General features: G+C 43.8%; 14 protein-coding genes. 8 read left to right on the top strand and 6 right to left on the bottom strand.

Features of this window, described 5'->3' with window-relative positions:
* Both Q0C15_RS05850 and Q0C15_RS05845 read left to right on the top strand, forming a co-directional pair.
* Positions 1 to 351, top strand: a 351-nt coding sequence (locus Q0C15_RS05850; RefSeq protein WP_297217275.1) for a 4Fe-4S binding protein, incomplete at its 5' end; no start/stop codon positions are given.
* The gene (locus Q0C15_RS05845; protein ID WP_297217273.1) at positions 339 to 935 is read left to right on the top strand and encodes an indolepyruvate oxidoreductase subunit beta; all 597 of its coding nucleotides are present in this window, start codon (positions 339 to 341) and stop codon (positions 933 to 935) included. The genes Q0C15_RS05850 and Q0C15_RS05845, both read left to right, overlap by 13 nt.
* Before the next feature lie 165 nt (positions 936 to 1,100).
* Here Q0C15_RS05845 and ribA read toward each other — a convergent pair whose 3' ends face one another.
* Together ribA and Q0C15_RS05835 are read right to left on the bottom strand one after the other, a co-directional pair.
* Positions 1,101 to 1,688 carry a GTP cyclohydrolase II gene (gene ribA, locus Q0C15_RS05840; protein WP_110641839.1) on the bottom strand — a complete coding sequence of 196 codons (588 nt, stop codon included), beginning with the start codon at positions 1,686 to 1,688 and terminating at the stop codon, positions 1,101 to 1,103.
* A gap of 51 nt (positions 1,689 to 1,739) precedes the next feature.
* Complete coding sequence (locus Q0C15_RS05835; RefSeq protein ID WP_297217271.1) at positions 1,740 to 2,885, bottom strand: SAM-dependent methyltransferase; 1,146 nt, start codon at positions 2,883 to 2,885, stop codon at positions 1,740 to 1,742.
* A gap of 195 nt (positions 2,886 to 3,080) precedes the next feature.
* Here Q0C15_RS05835 and Q0C15_RS05830 point away from each other — a divergent pair, with 195 nt between their 5' ends.
* The 6 genes from Q0C15_RS05830 (at position 3,081) to Q0C15_RS05805 (ending at position 8,880) form a co-directional block, all read left to right on the top strand.
* Positions 3,081 to 4,442 carry a DEAD/DEAH box helicase family protein gene (locus tag Q0C15_RS05830; RefSeq protein ID WP_297217269.1) on the top strand — a complete coding sequence of 454 codons (1,362 nt, stop codon included), beginning with the start codon at positions 3,081 to 3,083 and terminating at the stop codon, positions 4,440 to 4,442.
* The gene (locus Q0C15_RS05825; RefSeq protein ID WP_297217267.1) at positions 4,411 to 5,631 is read left to right on the top strand and encodes a DUF790 family protein; all 1,221 of its coding nucleotides are present in this window, start codon (positions 4,411 to 4,413) and stop codon (positions 5,629 to 5,631) included. Before Q0C15_RS05830 ends, Q0C15_RS05825 begins: the two co-directional genes overlap by 32 nt.
* A gap of 267 nt (positions 5,632 to 5,898) precedes the next feature.
* Positions 5,899 to 7,047: an alanine--glyoxylate aminotransferase family protein gene (locus Q0C15_RS05820; RefSeq protein WP_297217265.1), complete on the top strand. Its 1,149-nt coding sequence runs from the start codon at positions 5,899 to 5,901 to the stop codon at positions 7,045 to 7,047.
* Complete coding sequence (locus Q0C15_RS05815; RefSeq protein ID WP_367181985.1) at positions 7,044 to 7,301, top strand: MoaD/ThiS family protein; 258 nt, start codon at positions 7,044 to 7,046, stop codon at positions 7,299 to 7,301. The genes Q0C15_RS05820 and Q0C15_RS05815 overlap by 4 nt, the downstream gene beginning before the upstream one ends.
* 99 nt (positions 7,302 to 7,400) lie before the next feature.
* A complete protein-coding gene (locus Q0C15_RS05810; protein WP_297217263.1) occupies positions 7,401 to 8,087 on the top strand; it encodes a transcription initiation factor IIB family protein in 687 nt (228 codons plus the stop codon).
* Positions 8,088 to 8,184: 97 nt separating this feature from the next.
* Positions 8,185 to 8,880: a hypothetical protein gene (locus tag Q0C15_RS05805; protein ID WP_297217261.1), complete on the top strand. Its 696-nt coding sequence runs from the start codon at positions 8,185 to 8,187 to the stop codon at positions 8,878 to 8,880.
* A gap of 231 nt (positions 8,881 to 9,111) precedes the next feature.
* Here the strand turns inward: Q0C15_RS05805 and Q0C15_RS05800 are convergent, their stop codons facing one another.
* The 4 genes from Q0C15_RS05800 to Q0C15_RS05785 form a co-directional block, all read right to left on the bottom strand.
* Positions 9,112 to 10,992 (bottom strand): molybdopterin biosynthesis protein, encoded by a 1,881-nt coding sequence (locus Q0C15_RS05800; protein WP_297217259.1) that lies wholly within the window; start codon positions 10,990 to 10,992, stop codon positions 9,112 to 9,114.
* Positions 10,989 to 12,188 carry a molybdopterin molybdotransferase MoeA gene (locus Q0C15_RS05795; RefSeq protein ID WP_297217257.1) on the bottom strand — a complete coding sequence of 400 codons (1,200 nt, stop codon included), beginning with the start codon at positions 12,186 to 12,188 and terminating at the stop codon, positions 10,989 to 10,991. The genes Q0C15_RS05800 and Q0C15_RS05795 overlap by 4 nt, the downstream gene beginning before the upstream one ends.
* 153 nt (positions 12,189 to 12,341) lie before the next feature.
* Complete coding sequence (locus tag Q0C15_RS05790; RefSeq protein WP_297217255.1) at positions 12,342 to 14,087, bottom strand: MFS transporter; 1,746 nt, start codon at positions 14,085 to 14,087, stop codon at positions 12,342 to 12,344.
* Positions 14,088 to 14,465: 378 nt separating this feature from the next.
* The gene (locus Q0C15_RS05785; RefSeq protein ID WP_297217253.1) at positions 14,466 to 15,509 is read right to left on the bottom strand and encodes a hypothetical protein; all 1,044 of its coding nucleotides are present in this window, start codon (positions 15,507 to 15,509) and stop codon (positions 14,466 to 14,468) included.
* Positions 15,510 to 15,657 lie beyond the last annotated feature (148 nt).

Genomic DNA, 15,657 nt, shown 5'->3' with positions numbered 1-15,657 from the left:
GATCCTTTCGATGCAAATGCGGGAGAAAGAAGCGTCCAGGAAGCTGCGGAGTATGTAAAGAACACGGGTAAGCCTGCAGTCGTGATAGCTAAAAGGGCATGCGCCCTAGAGGTTCTCGAGAAGGTGAGTTCAGATACGCTTAAGGCGTATGTGGATCAGAATAAATGCACCGGCTGCTCAATATGCTACGATTTCTTCACCTGTCCATCAATACTTCCATTACCCAATAGAAAGGCCATGATCGACGATAGCTGTATAGGCTGCGGGGCCTGCGTGGAAGTGTGTCCGTTCAAGGCGATAACGGTTAAGGGTGAAAAACCTGTAGGATGGGAAGAGGCATGGAACGCATAAATATTCTAATTGCAGGAGTGGGTGGTCAGGGAATAATCACCATGGGTAAGATGATCGGAAATGCCGCAGTCAATGCTGGCGTTAAAGTCCTGGTCGCTGAAACACACGGTCTATCACAGAGGGGTGGATCCGTTCAGGTTCACGTCCGCATAGGAGACGTTATGGCACCTTTGATAGAAAGGGGATCTGCGGATTATATTGTGGGGCTTGAAGCCAGCGAAGCGCTTAGGAATCTCTCATATGCCAGCAAGGATACGATCTTCATAATCAACAATCAGACAGTAAAACCAGTCCTACCAAAGGTCTCCGCACCGGATATCGATGCTGTACTGGATAAACTCCATGGATTCCGCCATTATCTGATAGACGGTGAGAGGATAGCCATAGAAGCAGGAAATCCAAAGGGATCAAACGCGGTGTTGATAGGCTTCATGCTTGGTCTCGGTTTCTTCAAGATCGTGGATACCTTAGCATTCGAAAAGGCCATGATCACGGACAAGAATCTGAAATGCCTGCATGCTGGTTATGAGGAGGCCGTCAAAATTAACGATGGGGAAGGATCACAGAGAACCTTAACACATTGAATCAGACTTCAAAATATGAAAATGCGGGCCTGGAAATGAAGATTATGGATGTCATCGATATGTTCTGCTGATCATAATAATCCCAGCATGCATTCAAAGGAGTGAATGCTGTCAATACAAAACTCTATAGATCATGGGATCGCGCTTCAGATTCTCATACTATTATCATATATTTTCAATCTCATGGCCCAGTTTTATCTTCTTGGTTTCAAGATAGAATTTGTCGTATGGTGTTGGATCGCTGAAGATCGGTATTCTGCCCTTAACGTTTATGCCGCTTTCAATCAATGCCTTCATCTTTTCTGGGTTATTTGTCATTATATAGATCGATTTTATTTCGAAGAACTTAATAACCTCTGAGGCAAATGAATAATCTCTGCTATCAACAGGAAGGCCCAGTTTCAGGTTAGCTTCCACCGTATCAGCTCCTTTGTCCTGAAGGCTGTAGGCCTTTATCTTATTCAGAAGCCCAATGCCCCTCCCCTCCTGCCTCAGATAGATGAGCATACCATAATCCTGCCTTCCAAGGTATCGAAGAGACTGTATCAGCTGATCTCTGCAGTCGCATCTGAGAGACCCCAGAACATCCCCTGTCAGACATTCTGAGTGAATCCTGACTGGAACATCCTCCTTACCTCTCGGATCCCCCCTCACTATAACCGCGTGATCCTTGTTTTCATCATTGACAAATGTGTATATGCGAAAAAGGCCAAATTCAGTGGGTAGTCTCGCATCAGAATAGAGTTCGATCATCTTTGCGTCAAAAGTAATTTCTTGCATTTATAAAAACATTGTTTTGCATGATTATAAATTGGCTTTCATATTATAATTAATATCGAATATTTTATTTGCCAGCACATATCTATCAGAAAACTTGAATATATAAAGATCTCCTGATCCTCCCGGATATTCCAGCTTAGCGGTTATCGCATAATAGTCTTCGCTTGAAATTCCATATCTGAGATATACCTTCCTTGGTTTGATCTCTGCTATCTTTTTTTCCAGATCCGGCCATTCATATATACCTATAACAGAAAATACCATGCCGGGAAAATCTTTTCTAAAGGATTCTGAAGATAGTACGGTGCGTCTATCGTCCCTCGAAATAAGCGCCATATCGGAGAATTCCTCCATCAAACCAGCAGCCGCAACGGCCGGATCCACAACATATATGTAATCGTACACGTGTGGACTGGCAAAGCTACCTGTGTAAGGCGATCCGGTTATATGAATGCCTGCCGGCATTATATGGGCGGAAAACTCCGCCTCCATGAGTTTCCCTGAGTATACTGTCAACCTTGAAAGGACACCATCCACAGATATGTATTCCTTCTCACCCTCAAATGTGATAGTTTGCAGATCGGTGTGAGGAGGAACATCGAAAACGTATGAATCTGATTTGATACGGTCCATTATGTCGTACGGTGAGGGTACCAGCTTTCTCAGATCATGAGTATTCATCCTGAGCGGATCCGAAAAAACAATGTCTGCTGAAACATCGGTTATTGAGTAAAAGTCATCGTTTCTAAACCTACTCTTTGAACCGTAAACATCTGCGTTAATTATGGACGAGAGATATCTCAACCTCTCTCTTTCTATGCCAAGACATTCATCCTTCAATCCGAACATAATACACTGCATACCTGACCCTGATCCTATATCTATAACATAGCCATGTATTCTGCCAGATCTATATTTGCCGATCATTTCTGGCGTGGAATACCTCGCTGAATATTCATCCAGAAATAGTCTATTCCAGAGTGTGTACTTCTTTCTAACACGTATTCTGGATCTGGCCAGTTCAAGAATGGGGGAATATTGCACGCTGTGGCCAGCATCTAAAAGATCAATTACCTCATCTATCCTGCGATTAATATTCTCTCTGTAATTTTTGTCTCTCACGCATCTTGAGATTATAGATTCCAAATCATACTCACTTTTATCCTTCATGTGTCCAATGCACCGCCTTCAAATCCGGTCAATATGATACCGCATGCGCATTGGATTGAAAACAATTATGATCACAGCATGCAATGTACACATTGCCGCAATATGTTGACTGAACATAGATCACGCATATCGGAATAGTTAATGTGTAGTATGTACTCTGAGAAATGTTTATTATGCGTCTACATATAGTGAGATGTGCCTATTCTCAGCTATTCCGGAGGATCCATATTGATCAAGGATTTTGATGGACGCATACCCGAGGATCTCGCTACTTACGATAACAGAATATCATGCTACAGATCACTCGGCGTTAACTATCCAAGAATCATCACCTTCCTGAGGGAAAGTGGAGTTAAATTTGAGGATCACGTCATGGAGAGAAAGCGCATAGAGCTGAATGGCAAAATTTCACTGAGACCGTACCAATCACAGGCACTTGAAGAATGGAAAAAATATGGAATGAGGGGTACCATTGTGCTTCCCACGGCAGCCGGAAAAACGCACATAGGAATGGCCGCCATACAGGCGATATCCGAAAAGACCCTCATCCTGGTCCCGACGATCGATCTGATGATACAGTGGAAGCGAAGGGTATCTGAAACCTTCGGCCTTGAGCCAGGGCAGATAGGCGGTGGAGAACATGATGAACGTGATATTACAATATCTACGTATGACTCGGCCTACCTAATGGCTGAGAAATACGGCAACAGATTCTCCCTGCTGATCGCGGATGAGGTTCATCACCTTGCCTCTGAGAAACTCAGGATGATACCGCAGATATACACGGCGCCATTCAGAATGGGCCTCACAGCGACATATGAGCGAACAGACGGCCTTCAGAATGTTCTTGAACAGGTTATGGGCGGAAAGATATTCGAACTTGGATATGAGGAGATCGATGAGTATCTGGCTGATTACACAATAGCCAGAATACCCATAGAGCTGAGCGAAGATGAATACGCCGAGTATCAGAGATATCACGATATCTTCGTATCTTATCTGAGAAAGCACAGGATGACGATGCGAGGCCCATGGGATTTCGAGAAGTTTATAAGAAGTTCATGGACTCCAGAGGGACGTGAAGCCCTGATCGCATGGAGAAAATCAAGAGAGATAGCATTCAATTCACATGGAAAGATGGAGATGCTGAGAACCCTAATGTCAAAACATCGCGGAGAGAAAATACTCGTATTTGCTGAAGATACGGAGACTGCATACACAATATCAAAGGAGTTTCTGATACCAGCCATAACGTATCTAACGGATAAGGATGAAAGGGAGAAGATACCGGCCATGTTCAGGGAAGGCAAGATAACCGCAATAGCCACCTCCAGAGTCTTGGATGAGGGCGTTGACTTTCCAGATGCCTCCGTCGCCATAGTTGTGAGCGGATCTGGCAGCATGCGGCAGTTCAGGCAACGACTCGGCAGGATACTCAGACCATCTGACGGAAAAAAGGCAATACTTTATGAACTTGTAACAGCAGAGACATCAGAATACGGAGTATCAAGAAGGAGGAGGAAGGGTGTTCCCGGCAGAATTGATGGTGGTACGTAAAACGCAGGACGGCTCCCTGAAGCCAATGATGCTAAATCCTGATAACGTGGAGTTAGCTCAGAAGGTTATAGACCTCTACAGGTCTTCCATCGGCATGACCAAAAAGGAGATAATGAAGGGCGTCACCAATATAGAGTACGGCGTCAGAAATCCAAAGATAGTTAGAGGTCTGGCGCTGATCATGGAGCGCACATCGATTTTCAAAAGCAGATCAAAGGTAAGCAGCAAGGATGTCAGAGATTTCCTCTTTCAGCTGGGTCCTGCAGTCACTCCCGAGGAAAGATATGAAAGGATAAACCTGACTGCGAAGCACTTCTCAGTTTCACCTGAGGATATAGAGGACGCCATCTATGGGGATATGGATTCAGAGAACGTCTTAGAAGAGTGCTCATCGCTTAGCGCATTAGACTTGAACAGGCGCTTCAATCTCGAACAGTTGACAACGTTGATGTACAGGGCGAGGTACTTAGAGGTATCCGGCGTTAAAGATTGGTATCGTTTCATCTCCATGATAAAAGGCCTAGGACTTGTGTTCGAAGCCAGAGGAAATCCTCTACAGAGCGTTCGCATTGATGGACCAAACTCAATATTCAACAACATGGACAGATATGGATCGTCCATAGCCAAGGCTGTTGAAAGACTTACAGCATTTGAGGATTGGACTCTGAGTGCCGAGATTGCGATTAAGGATAGGATCTCAAGCATAAGCATAGATAGCTCCATCAAATATTATCTGCCGGAGATGAGGATGGAGGAAACAGATAAATTTCCTGATCCTGTGGTTGTTGGGACTAGGGTATTTTTCCCAACACGTATTATCGAAGTTAATGGAAAGCCAGTATACCTGGATGTGGTGTATCACATGAGTCCTGAGGCAATAAAGAAAAGAGATGATATCATCAGATCCGCAGGCATCAGATGGATCACTGCAGTTATTGGGGATTGCAAGAAATTCCAGAATATTCCCTGCTTCAGGAACAAGGTGGACTGGGATTCACTCATTTCATATGCTTCAAAGGCCTTTCCGGCGGAAATAGACCCCCTAAAAGATGAGATAGACGCCCTCTATCCCAATACCGATGCAATAATGGATCTTCTATATAGTCGCGGCGTACCGATCTCATATCTCGAGAGAATAGGGTACAGGATAAAATGGAACGGAATTTTGCCAGAAATATATAGAGAATAATTTATTGTAAGATTAGAGGTTTGGAGGAAGCAATGAAACTCTTTCTTCGGACAATAGATAAATGGATTCCCCTCAATGGATGTATAAATTGCGTTTCCAATGTTTTTGTATCCCCAGCGATAACCAGATGGTATTATACGTGAATGGTATCGATGAAAGAAGATCCGAAGATCCAGCTGAGGAGTAGATTACCTTTTATTCAGTACACTATAAAACTTTGCGATCATGATATCGATACAGTTATTATGCAGACATTGATATGAAATCATGCAAAGAAAATTGATGCATGTTGGGCCTTCATTTACAAGTTACAGGGTGCAGATGGCCGGTATCGGTGAAAATATAGGTTTTGCGTCTCCCGAATTTCTGGAAGCAATGAAATACTCACTGGAAGGCCTACTAAGGGTAGCGGGAGCTGATGATGCATATTTGCCTTTCATATTGCCCGGTAGTGGCACGGTGGCGATGGAGACGGTGTCTTCAATACTACCTAAAGGAACAAGGACTCTCCTCCTGACCAACGGCGTGTTCGGTGACCGATGGATACCGATCATGTCATCGCATGGGCTTGATCTTGATGTACTTTCTGCCGAACCGGGAAAAGCTGTTACTGTTGATGATATGGAGAAAAAGCTTGAGACTGGAAAATACCAAAATCTGATAATGACCCATGTGGAAACCAGCACCGGCGTACGAATGGACCTTGAAAAGATTGTACCGGTGGCAAGGAGATATGTGGAGAGGATCATCGTGGATGGGGTTGCAAGCCTAGGTGCTGAGAAGGAGGATGTCAAGAAACTCGGCATAACAGCCGTCATAAGTGCCAGTCAGAAAGCCCTTGGAGCTCCACCCGGTGCAGCCCTTATGGTTGTTTCGCGTTCCGCACTGGATAGTATTAATGAATTTAGCTATTTCTTCAATCTGAAGAACTGGATCGCGCCAATGGAAAGATATCTTGAGGGTAAAAATGGATACCTGTCTACCGAGCCTGTGGGCGTGATACTTTCGCTGAGCAAGGTGTTTTCGGACATAGAGGCCATGGGTCTCGATGCAAGGATAGAGGAACATCGGAGGCTAACCATGGCGCTTAATGAGGGAATAGAAGCAGCCGGCCTCAGGGTGCTGGCTGACAGGCAACTATGGAGCAATACTGTCACTGCCGTGCTGTCAGACCATGCGGATGATATCGTGAAGAGATCGATGGAGCTCGGCGTGGAATTTGCCACAGGAGTTCATCCAAAACTAATAGGGAAATACTTCAGAGTTGGGCATATGGGTTATATCAATGATTTTGATGCGCTGACAGCCTTATCGGTGATCGAAAGAACTGCATCGTATTGCGGTGAACGCGTGAAGATCGGCGAAGGCGTAAGGAGGGCGCAAGAAGTTCTTTTCGAAATGACCGATAGGAACTGAGGTGGTGTGAAACGAATATTATAGTTAAATATTTCGCATATTATAGAGAGGCGATCGGCAAGGATCATGATAGCGTCCAAATAGATCCCGGTTCGCGAATATCGGATCTGGTGGAAATTCTGAGAAATAGATATCCAAATGTCTTCCCCGGCAGAGGAATATTCGTGGCACGCAATTTTAGATATGCTGATCTTGATGAGACAATAATGGACGGTGACGTGATCGCGATCATGCCTCATGTGTCAGGTGGATGATGTTTCACCTCTTGGAATTATTTTGATCCCAATGACAGGTAAACCTAATATGTCAAATAATTACATTATGTTTAAATATGAATGTTTCAATTTACATATGTGGAAAGACTTGAACCGGAAATAGATAAAGATGAACTTGTATCGAGTTTTTTGGGGAGACTAAAGCGATATAGGGGATTGAGGATTCCAGAAAATATATCCAGAGAAGAAAATTTGAACAGAATTGCCCCATATCTCAAGAGATCAGGCATGTTAGCGGAGCTGCCGGATAACGTGATCATAGATGCACTCAAGCTGTACTTAGATAGCGTCTCCAGAGGAATTTCGCGCGGAAGAGGATGCCTTTCAGTTCTTGCAGCATGCATTCTGATAGCCTCTAGAAGGCAGTCAAATCCGATGACCTTGAAATACATAGCGAAGAGCATGCACACCGATGCGTCTCGCATTTGGAGGACGGAAGGTGCAATAATGAAGAACATGAAGACATCCAATATATCGGCCAGGCCAATGGACTTCGTAGAGAGATATGCTGATGTTCTGAATGTGGATAGTGACGTCAGAAATGAGGCTATAAGTGTGATACAGAAGGTTTCGGGAGAAATGAAGATAATGCGAAAGGCACCGTCAACTATAGCAATATCCGCGATATACCTGGCCTCTGAAAGATTATCCAAACACCTTGTCCAGAGGTATATAGTTAAAAAGACCGGTATAACTGAGGTTACTCTCATAAGAACATACAAAGAGATGGCCAATTATCTATCTATGTCAATCAACGATACATAGGCGCAAAACTGGCAAAGCTAACATATGATGTTGTAATGATCATGCTACGGAAAGGATACTGATAACTGATGGGAATTCTGTCTCCGGATTCAATCTTGTGAAATCCGCACTGGAGAGGGGATATCAGGTCGACGCTATTCTAGGCAACGACCCGATGGTACTAACGAGATCTCTTGAAAACTACAGGAAATTTCATTACGATGCAACGGTGATAACGAATCAGAGGCCTGAAATGGCCCTTGTTGCGATCGATTTGGTGAAGAAACATATAAAGGCTAAAAAAATCGTGCTCATATCCTCTGATCTTGTCTACAGACCATCAAATATTCCGAAACCAGAATTCTGGGATATAGACCCAGTCACCGATGAAGGTAGAATGTTTGCTCGATCTGAAGAGATGCTTGATATATACAGCGATATAATATTCCGTACAGGTTATATAATAGGCCTTTGCTCCATAAATCTGTACACAAACATACTCAATCTCGCAAGATCCGGGATGGATATAGTTCTATCCGGGAGGACGGTGAGAAATTTCATAAGAAACAACGATCTGTCAACATTTATACTGGAATCTATAGAACGCAATATAACCGGCGTGTATAACGTTGCATCGGACATCGCCACCGAGTATGATTTTGCCCAATGGATATGCAGTGCCTCTGGGCTGAACTGCAAGATCAAGGATTCCGGTGAAGACCTAGGCAATTACTCCATGGATACTTCTAAGGCCTTGAAAACATTTGGGTTCAGACCATCCAGCGTTTTAGAGACTTATATGTTTCCAAAATGAATTCTGATTCCTCTCAAAAGGCCTAGTACCAGCATTTCCATAACAGAGAATAGCGAAAAACCATTACAGTGCCGGAATCCGATATATCTGAGCACAGCATGGAAAAATATTATAAGAAGCGGCTTCGGAGCAGATCGATGATCTATAAGGGACGCTGAACGCGCCCCTTTACACTAAATCCGGGAACCTCTGGAAGCAGTGAGATTCATACGCTTTGGGTTGGGAGATAAATCACAGGATCACCTCGCCAATATCGCTTGGTATTTCATATCCTGGATACTGTGATTCTCTACCCTTCAAAGCCTTAAGTTCCTTAATGAAGCTTCGACCGGTCTCCGACTCATAGAAATCTCTTGAAACAAGGATATCGTAATTTTCCTTCTTTATATGCTTGTACTGAAGGCCCAGCTTTATCGCATAGAACTCAAGGCCTATTCCGGCATCAGCTCTGCCCTGCGCAATGGCCTGCGCCACACCAGCCTCAGAGGGGGATTCCCAGAGATATCCACGCATTGATGTTCTTATTCTATCGTCATTGCCTATCATCTCCTCTATAAGATCCCTGGTACCTGATCCCTTGTTTCTGTTAACAAATGTTAGGCCGTTTCTTATTATCTCATCGAATGAACCTATACCTGTCCTTGACAGAAAACCCCTATTTCTGTTAAAGCCCCTTATAAGAACTGATCTCTTCTTCAGATCCTCGTCTATCACGGGAATGTTGTAGGTTCCACCCCTAAGTATGTGTATCCCGGACACGTCAGCTACACCTATCCTCATGGCATTTATACCACCCCATGAACCCATGTTCACTATCTTCGCATTCCTGTCGGTACCCAGGACGACTATATCCAAAAGTGGGTCACTGCTCCCGATGGATATTATTGATGCTGCCCGCTCTTCCAGAGCATAATAATCTACGGTTTCGCCTGCATCAACATACTTTACATCACCAGGGATGGAGATCAACCCATCTGCGAACCTCAATCTGCTTATGGAGCCTGAATTGCCCATTATGGGGAAGGCTGTGCCATTTCTGGTTATTATGACCGGATATACTGTTTCTTGCATATGTTCCGGCGTTATCTTTATGGGTACCTTCACTTTCCTTGGACCTTCAACACCTCCGAAAACGACAGAACGCATGGCCGGTATCACTATATAGTTAAGTATAATGGCAGAGGACAAAGGAAATCCTGGCATACCTATGAACAGCTTATCTTTTATCTTTCCAAAGAATGTCGGCTTGCCCGGTCTCATGTTGATCCCATGGAACAATATCGTTCCTCCAACACTCTCTATGACCCTATAGAGCATATCATAGAAACCGGCTGATGTGGATCCTGACGCCATTAGAATATCAAAGTATTCAAGGTTATCTTTTATGATGCTGATCATTTCTTCCTCCCTGTCTCCCACGTAGCCAAGAAAGACGGTATCAGCCAGTCCAGTCGCATTGAGTTTGGCCTGGAAGTAATGACCGTTGACGTCGAATATCTGACCCATTTTCAAATCTGTTCCAGGCTTAACTATCTCGTTTCCCGTGGAGAATACCCCTATTCGGATCCGATCAAAAACCGTCACGTCAGAGACTCCTGAAGCGGCCAGTGTAGCAAGTCTCTCAGGCGTCATAACCGTTCTGGATGTGGCTATGATCTCACCTAAAGATATGTCCGTACCGGCGAACGCAACGTTTTCTCCAGGATAGACTGAACGATAGATATCGACTTGATCCCCTCTCTGTCTTGTATCCTCAACCATAACGACCGCATCTGCCCCCTTTGGCATGATTGCTCCAGTTGCTATGTACACCGCTGTACCCTTTTCAACGCCCGTTATGCTTGACTCGCCTGGGGATACACTTCCAGCTATCTTAAGCGTAACCGGTCTGTCTTCCCTCGCCTCTTCAACATCGGAATGATCTACGGCGAAACCATCAACCTCGGATCTGTCGAATGGAGGCACATCATATTGAGAGAAAATATCCTCGGCAACAACACGCCCTTCCGCTTCTTCAATTGGAATATGGGTGGTACGCACTATATTCTTCATCTCCTCAGCAATTATCGTCCTTGCATCGTACGCAGAAACCAGTCTGTGAAAAACCTTCATAGGCAATCACCTATCTCAATGATCTCCACCTCAGCACCATCAGGATAGCCTTCGCTGTTCTCTTCGATTACGAGATATCCATCTGCAGATATCACAGAATTTATAACTCCTGAACCTGTCGTACGCATCGGATCTATCATCATCTTTCCATCCTCCTCAAACATTCTTACCCTTACGAACATCCTCATATTTTCGTTGTTAAATATGGATCTTGTCAGAAATCCTTTCTTAGTGCGGCGAACTTTCGATCCCATACCGAACCAGGATCTAATGGCCGGTTCTATTATATTTTCAAAGGCTATTAGTGCGGCCACAGGAAGCCCCGAGATCATGAAGATCGGTTTCCCGTTTATGATCCCAAGACCGGTTGTTCGCCCGGGTTTCATCCTAACACCATGAAATACTATCTTTCCATTTTCCTCGATGATGTCATGCACCAGATCCTGTGAGCTTGGACCGGACCCACCAGTGATTATAATTATGTCCGACTTCATCTCATTTATTTTACTAAGGATTTCCCCCTTCTCATCGGCAACATTTCCATAAAAAACGGATCGCAGACCAAGATTTGATGCAAGAGCCTTAAGCATGGGCGCGCTGGAATTCTTCACAACACCTTCAACAAGCTCTGTTCCCGTTGATAATATGCCAAGTTCAGATCTGAAAACATGCACCTTCTCTACACCCGTCTCTATGAATGCAGGAATGTGCCAAGGCATTATCCTCTGGCCACTTCGAACGATGATGTCGCCTGCCCTCAGATCCTCTCCTGATCTGGATATATTCTGAAATTTCTTGACCTGCTTATAGATTGAGGCTATCTTTCCATCAATAAATGCATCCTCCATCATCACAACCGCATTTGCACCAGTTGGTATTGGAGATCCTGTAAATACAACGGCACATTCGCCTCGATCTATGCTGAATTCCGGATCATCGCCTATTCTGACCTGCCCAATCACTGTAAGGGTCACAGGATTCGATCTTGATGCGCTCAGGCTGTCCTCAAACCTAAGAGCTATTCCGTCAACAGCGCTCCTGTCAATCTCCGGAAAATCATGCGGACTCGTCACGTCCTCGGCGCAATATAGCCCTGACGACTCCGAAGCAGGTATATACTCAGATCTTCCATGTATGGATAATCCTGATGCAAGCTTCAGAGCTTCACCGTATGGTGTAAGGCTCTTGAATTCCATGCTCTTACAATACTTTATCGAATATCACATTATCGCAATATCTGCGCTATACTGATCCGGAAATTCATGCAATCATTATCATAAATTATCCTTGAAACTATAAAATAGCGTTTCCGGTAGGAAATAAAAAATTGACAATGGAACAAACTGCCGTCATGTCCTTTTTCCAGGGGTAAATGGTAACCCAGCCTGAGAATTAGTTGATTCTGCCTTATCTTCATCAAATACCGCATGTTTCATTGCTTCTGGATTAATATATCGCTTTCCACGGAATGCAGAAAGAAGTGCTGCGAATACGGACAGTCCAGCCCCTATGTAGAACGAAACTGAGAGTGAGTTCATCAGAGCCGGTGCGAGAGCATATGGAAACCATGTGTGGCTTTCCATCGCATTTATAGCTGAGGGACTTATGCTAGCCGTTAGGGAAGGTGGCAGATAGCTGAGCATCGTACGAACAGGATCATAGCCCAAAAAGGCTGCGAAAAGTGCGGATGTCGGTGGTAACTTTGTAAGGTATGGTATAAGAATTCCAGCGCCGACACTGCTTAGTGCTGAGGAAAGCGTTGAGGGTAATCGAATTGATAGCGTCACTATAACTATCGTGAAAAAGATGCCCATAGAAATGGTCATACCAGCATTCTGCAGGGTGGATCTCATGCCACTTGAGACGCCACGAACTTCTGGTTGTACTGAGTTCATTATTGAACTTGTGTTTGGTGCCGCGAACATGCCGTTGCCGATTCCCATCATAAATATTATCGCAGCGAACTCGGGATAATAGAAATTAAAGGGCAATGAGGCCAGAAGAACAAATGCCACAGCAACCATAGCCATGCCAGCGGTGGCAAGCCCACGTGCCCCCATTCTATCGGACAGCGCCCCACTCACTGGCCCCATAACAAGAAACCCCGCAGTCATGGGTGTCATATATATTCCAGCCCAGAATGGGACGGACGAATACGAATATCCATGGAGAGGCAGCCATATACCCTGGAGAAATATTATAAGCATGAACATAACGCCACCCCTAGCTATGGCGCTGGCAAGCGCCGACAGATTCCCAAGCGCAAATGCCCTAATCTTAAAAAGCGAGAGATTGAACATGGGACTTGAGACATGAAGTTCTACAAATATGAAAGCTATCAACATCAGGAGCCCTGCGGCCAGCGATACGATAACATAAGGGCTGCCCCACCCCGTAGATGCTTTTCCATAGGGCATGAGCCCATAGGTGATAGCTATGAGTATCAGTGTCAGCGCAGCAGCAAAGAGAGAGTTTCCAGCAGCATCTATTCTGTCACGCTTGAGGCTACCGGTCTCCTTCAATTTGAGAAAGCTCCATGCGGTACCGAATGCACCTATGGGTACGCTGACAAGAAATACATAGCGCCAGTTTATTATCGCGAGAATACCTCCAAGTATCAAACCGATGAAGGATCCTGATAAACCTATAACTTGATTTATTCCCAGTGCCTTACCTCTCTCATTGTAAGGAAATGAATCTGTCAATATGGCCGTACTGTTGGAGAATAGAAAGGCCGCACCTATTCCCTGAATTATTCTGAATACTATGAGTTCTATCGCTGCCGTGTTTCCCTTTCCTGGAGTAAGAAATAGAAGTATAGAGCCGGCAGTGAAAACGGCAAAACCGTAATTGAAGAGGCGGACTCTGCCATATATATCAGACAGTCTTCCAAATGTGACGAGCAGTGTGGCCGTGACTATATTATAGCCCATCAGAATCCATAGAAGATACGCAAAAGATTGTGGTGCCAATGGATTTATACCAATACCCTTGAAGATCGCTGGGAGCGATATCATTATTATTGTGCTGTTAACAGAGGCCATCATGACTCCAATACTGGTATTAGAGAGAGCTATCCACTTATACTGCACCACACTAGGACATTAATTTTCGTTATAAAAGGTTTAGTTATTAATTAGTTCTATTACAGTCGAGATCTTGTTCAAAAAGGTCGATGGACGTATCATTTGGAACCATTCCGCGGCTGAATATTCGAATTTTAATTTTTAACGAGGATATGTCTGCCTGTGCTGGTATATTCTAGATGGGGCATCCAAGGCCTGAATTTTCTCTGCACCGGCCCTACCGATCATTCTTGCAAAATTTTTTATCAGATTTCATCGCTAGTGGCAATCGCATCTTTATTTCCTGAAGATCTGAGTTTTACAGATTCTTGTCAAATCCATGATCTTTCAATAATGACCGAAGCTAAGAGATTCATTATTCATATACATTTTATGCGATCCTTACTCCTATGCTAAGTGCATCTTATTCATATGCGTTAAGAATATGGCTGTTGACGTTATCGCATAAATCCATGCTATGATCAGTATTATAGAAGCGGCTAGTCCAACATAGTAAAGAAAGTCTCCAGCAATGCTGTAGTGATATTCCATCAATATTGATTCGAGTTGAAAGGATGAGATAGAAAAGATGGCTATGGGAAACGTATATCCCCAGATGCTTATGCTTGCAGGTTCTCTGAACACTTTCTTCAAACCGATCATCATGGCAACGACAAAGTTCCATAATTCAAAGGCCCAGAGCATTACAGAAATCAGCATTGCCTGTGACATAGCTATCTGAAAAATCGATTTGGTTGTTGCAAGAATAAGGATATTTATCACTATTATACTAGAGACTCCTACCGGAAGTACAAGCATAGGCGAAGTGACATTTGATTTGAGATCGCGTATATAGGAGGCAAATGCCATGATCCCTATGAATAAGAAGAGCAGAAGTGCCATACCTATGCCCATCACCGTCATAAAAATGATGGTACTGAAGTATTCCGTTCTGAAAAGATATAGTCCCAGGAGCGCGTTGGAAGATAATGCCACCGGAGGTATCAACAGAGCATAGGATATCTCGTTTGTATGCACAGGAGACTTTGTATACAGTTTGTAACCAAGGAAGAAGCTCATTATAAGAATCGCAGTAAAATCTGCGAAATAGTTGATAAGATACAAATTCAGATACAGTTCGTTGAACCCATAATATGATATAAGGAGAACATTGAATACCGAGGCTGAAAGTGGTATAACCGTTGTAAAACTTATCCTGTTAAGGCTGTTCCAGTCATTCCAGATGACCTTATGATCAAGAAAAGTTCTGGCTATCCATACGACAATGGTTGCTATGAAAAATGTTATACCTAGATATAGAAAAACCAAACCAATATAGCGAAGATAATGATAACCAAATATCGCATTGAGATGGTACATGGAAATTGAAAGCGCAAAGGTTCCTAAAGTAATAGTAAACCATTCGGATCCGAATATCTCTAATTTAGGCATTTCTATATATAGGGGTGGAGTATTTCATCAACATAAATTTTTCCACCAAAAAAGAGAATTTAGCCTGAGAGAATGAGACCTTACTTTATAATATACTCCTCAGCTGAATCTTCGGATATTACTTTCAGTGAAAAGATATCTGCCCGTA

It is taken from the genome of Thermoplasma sp. (assembly GCF_023256435.1).
Taxonomy (GTDB): Archaea; Thermoplasmatota; Thermoplasmata; order Thermoplasmatales; family Thermoplasmataceae; genus Thermoplasma.
The sequence above is the reverse complement of the archived record's forward strand: the minus strand, read 5'-3'. Positions and strand labels throughout refer to the sequence as shown.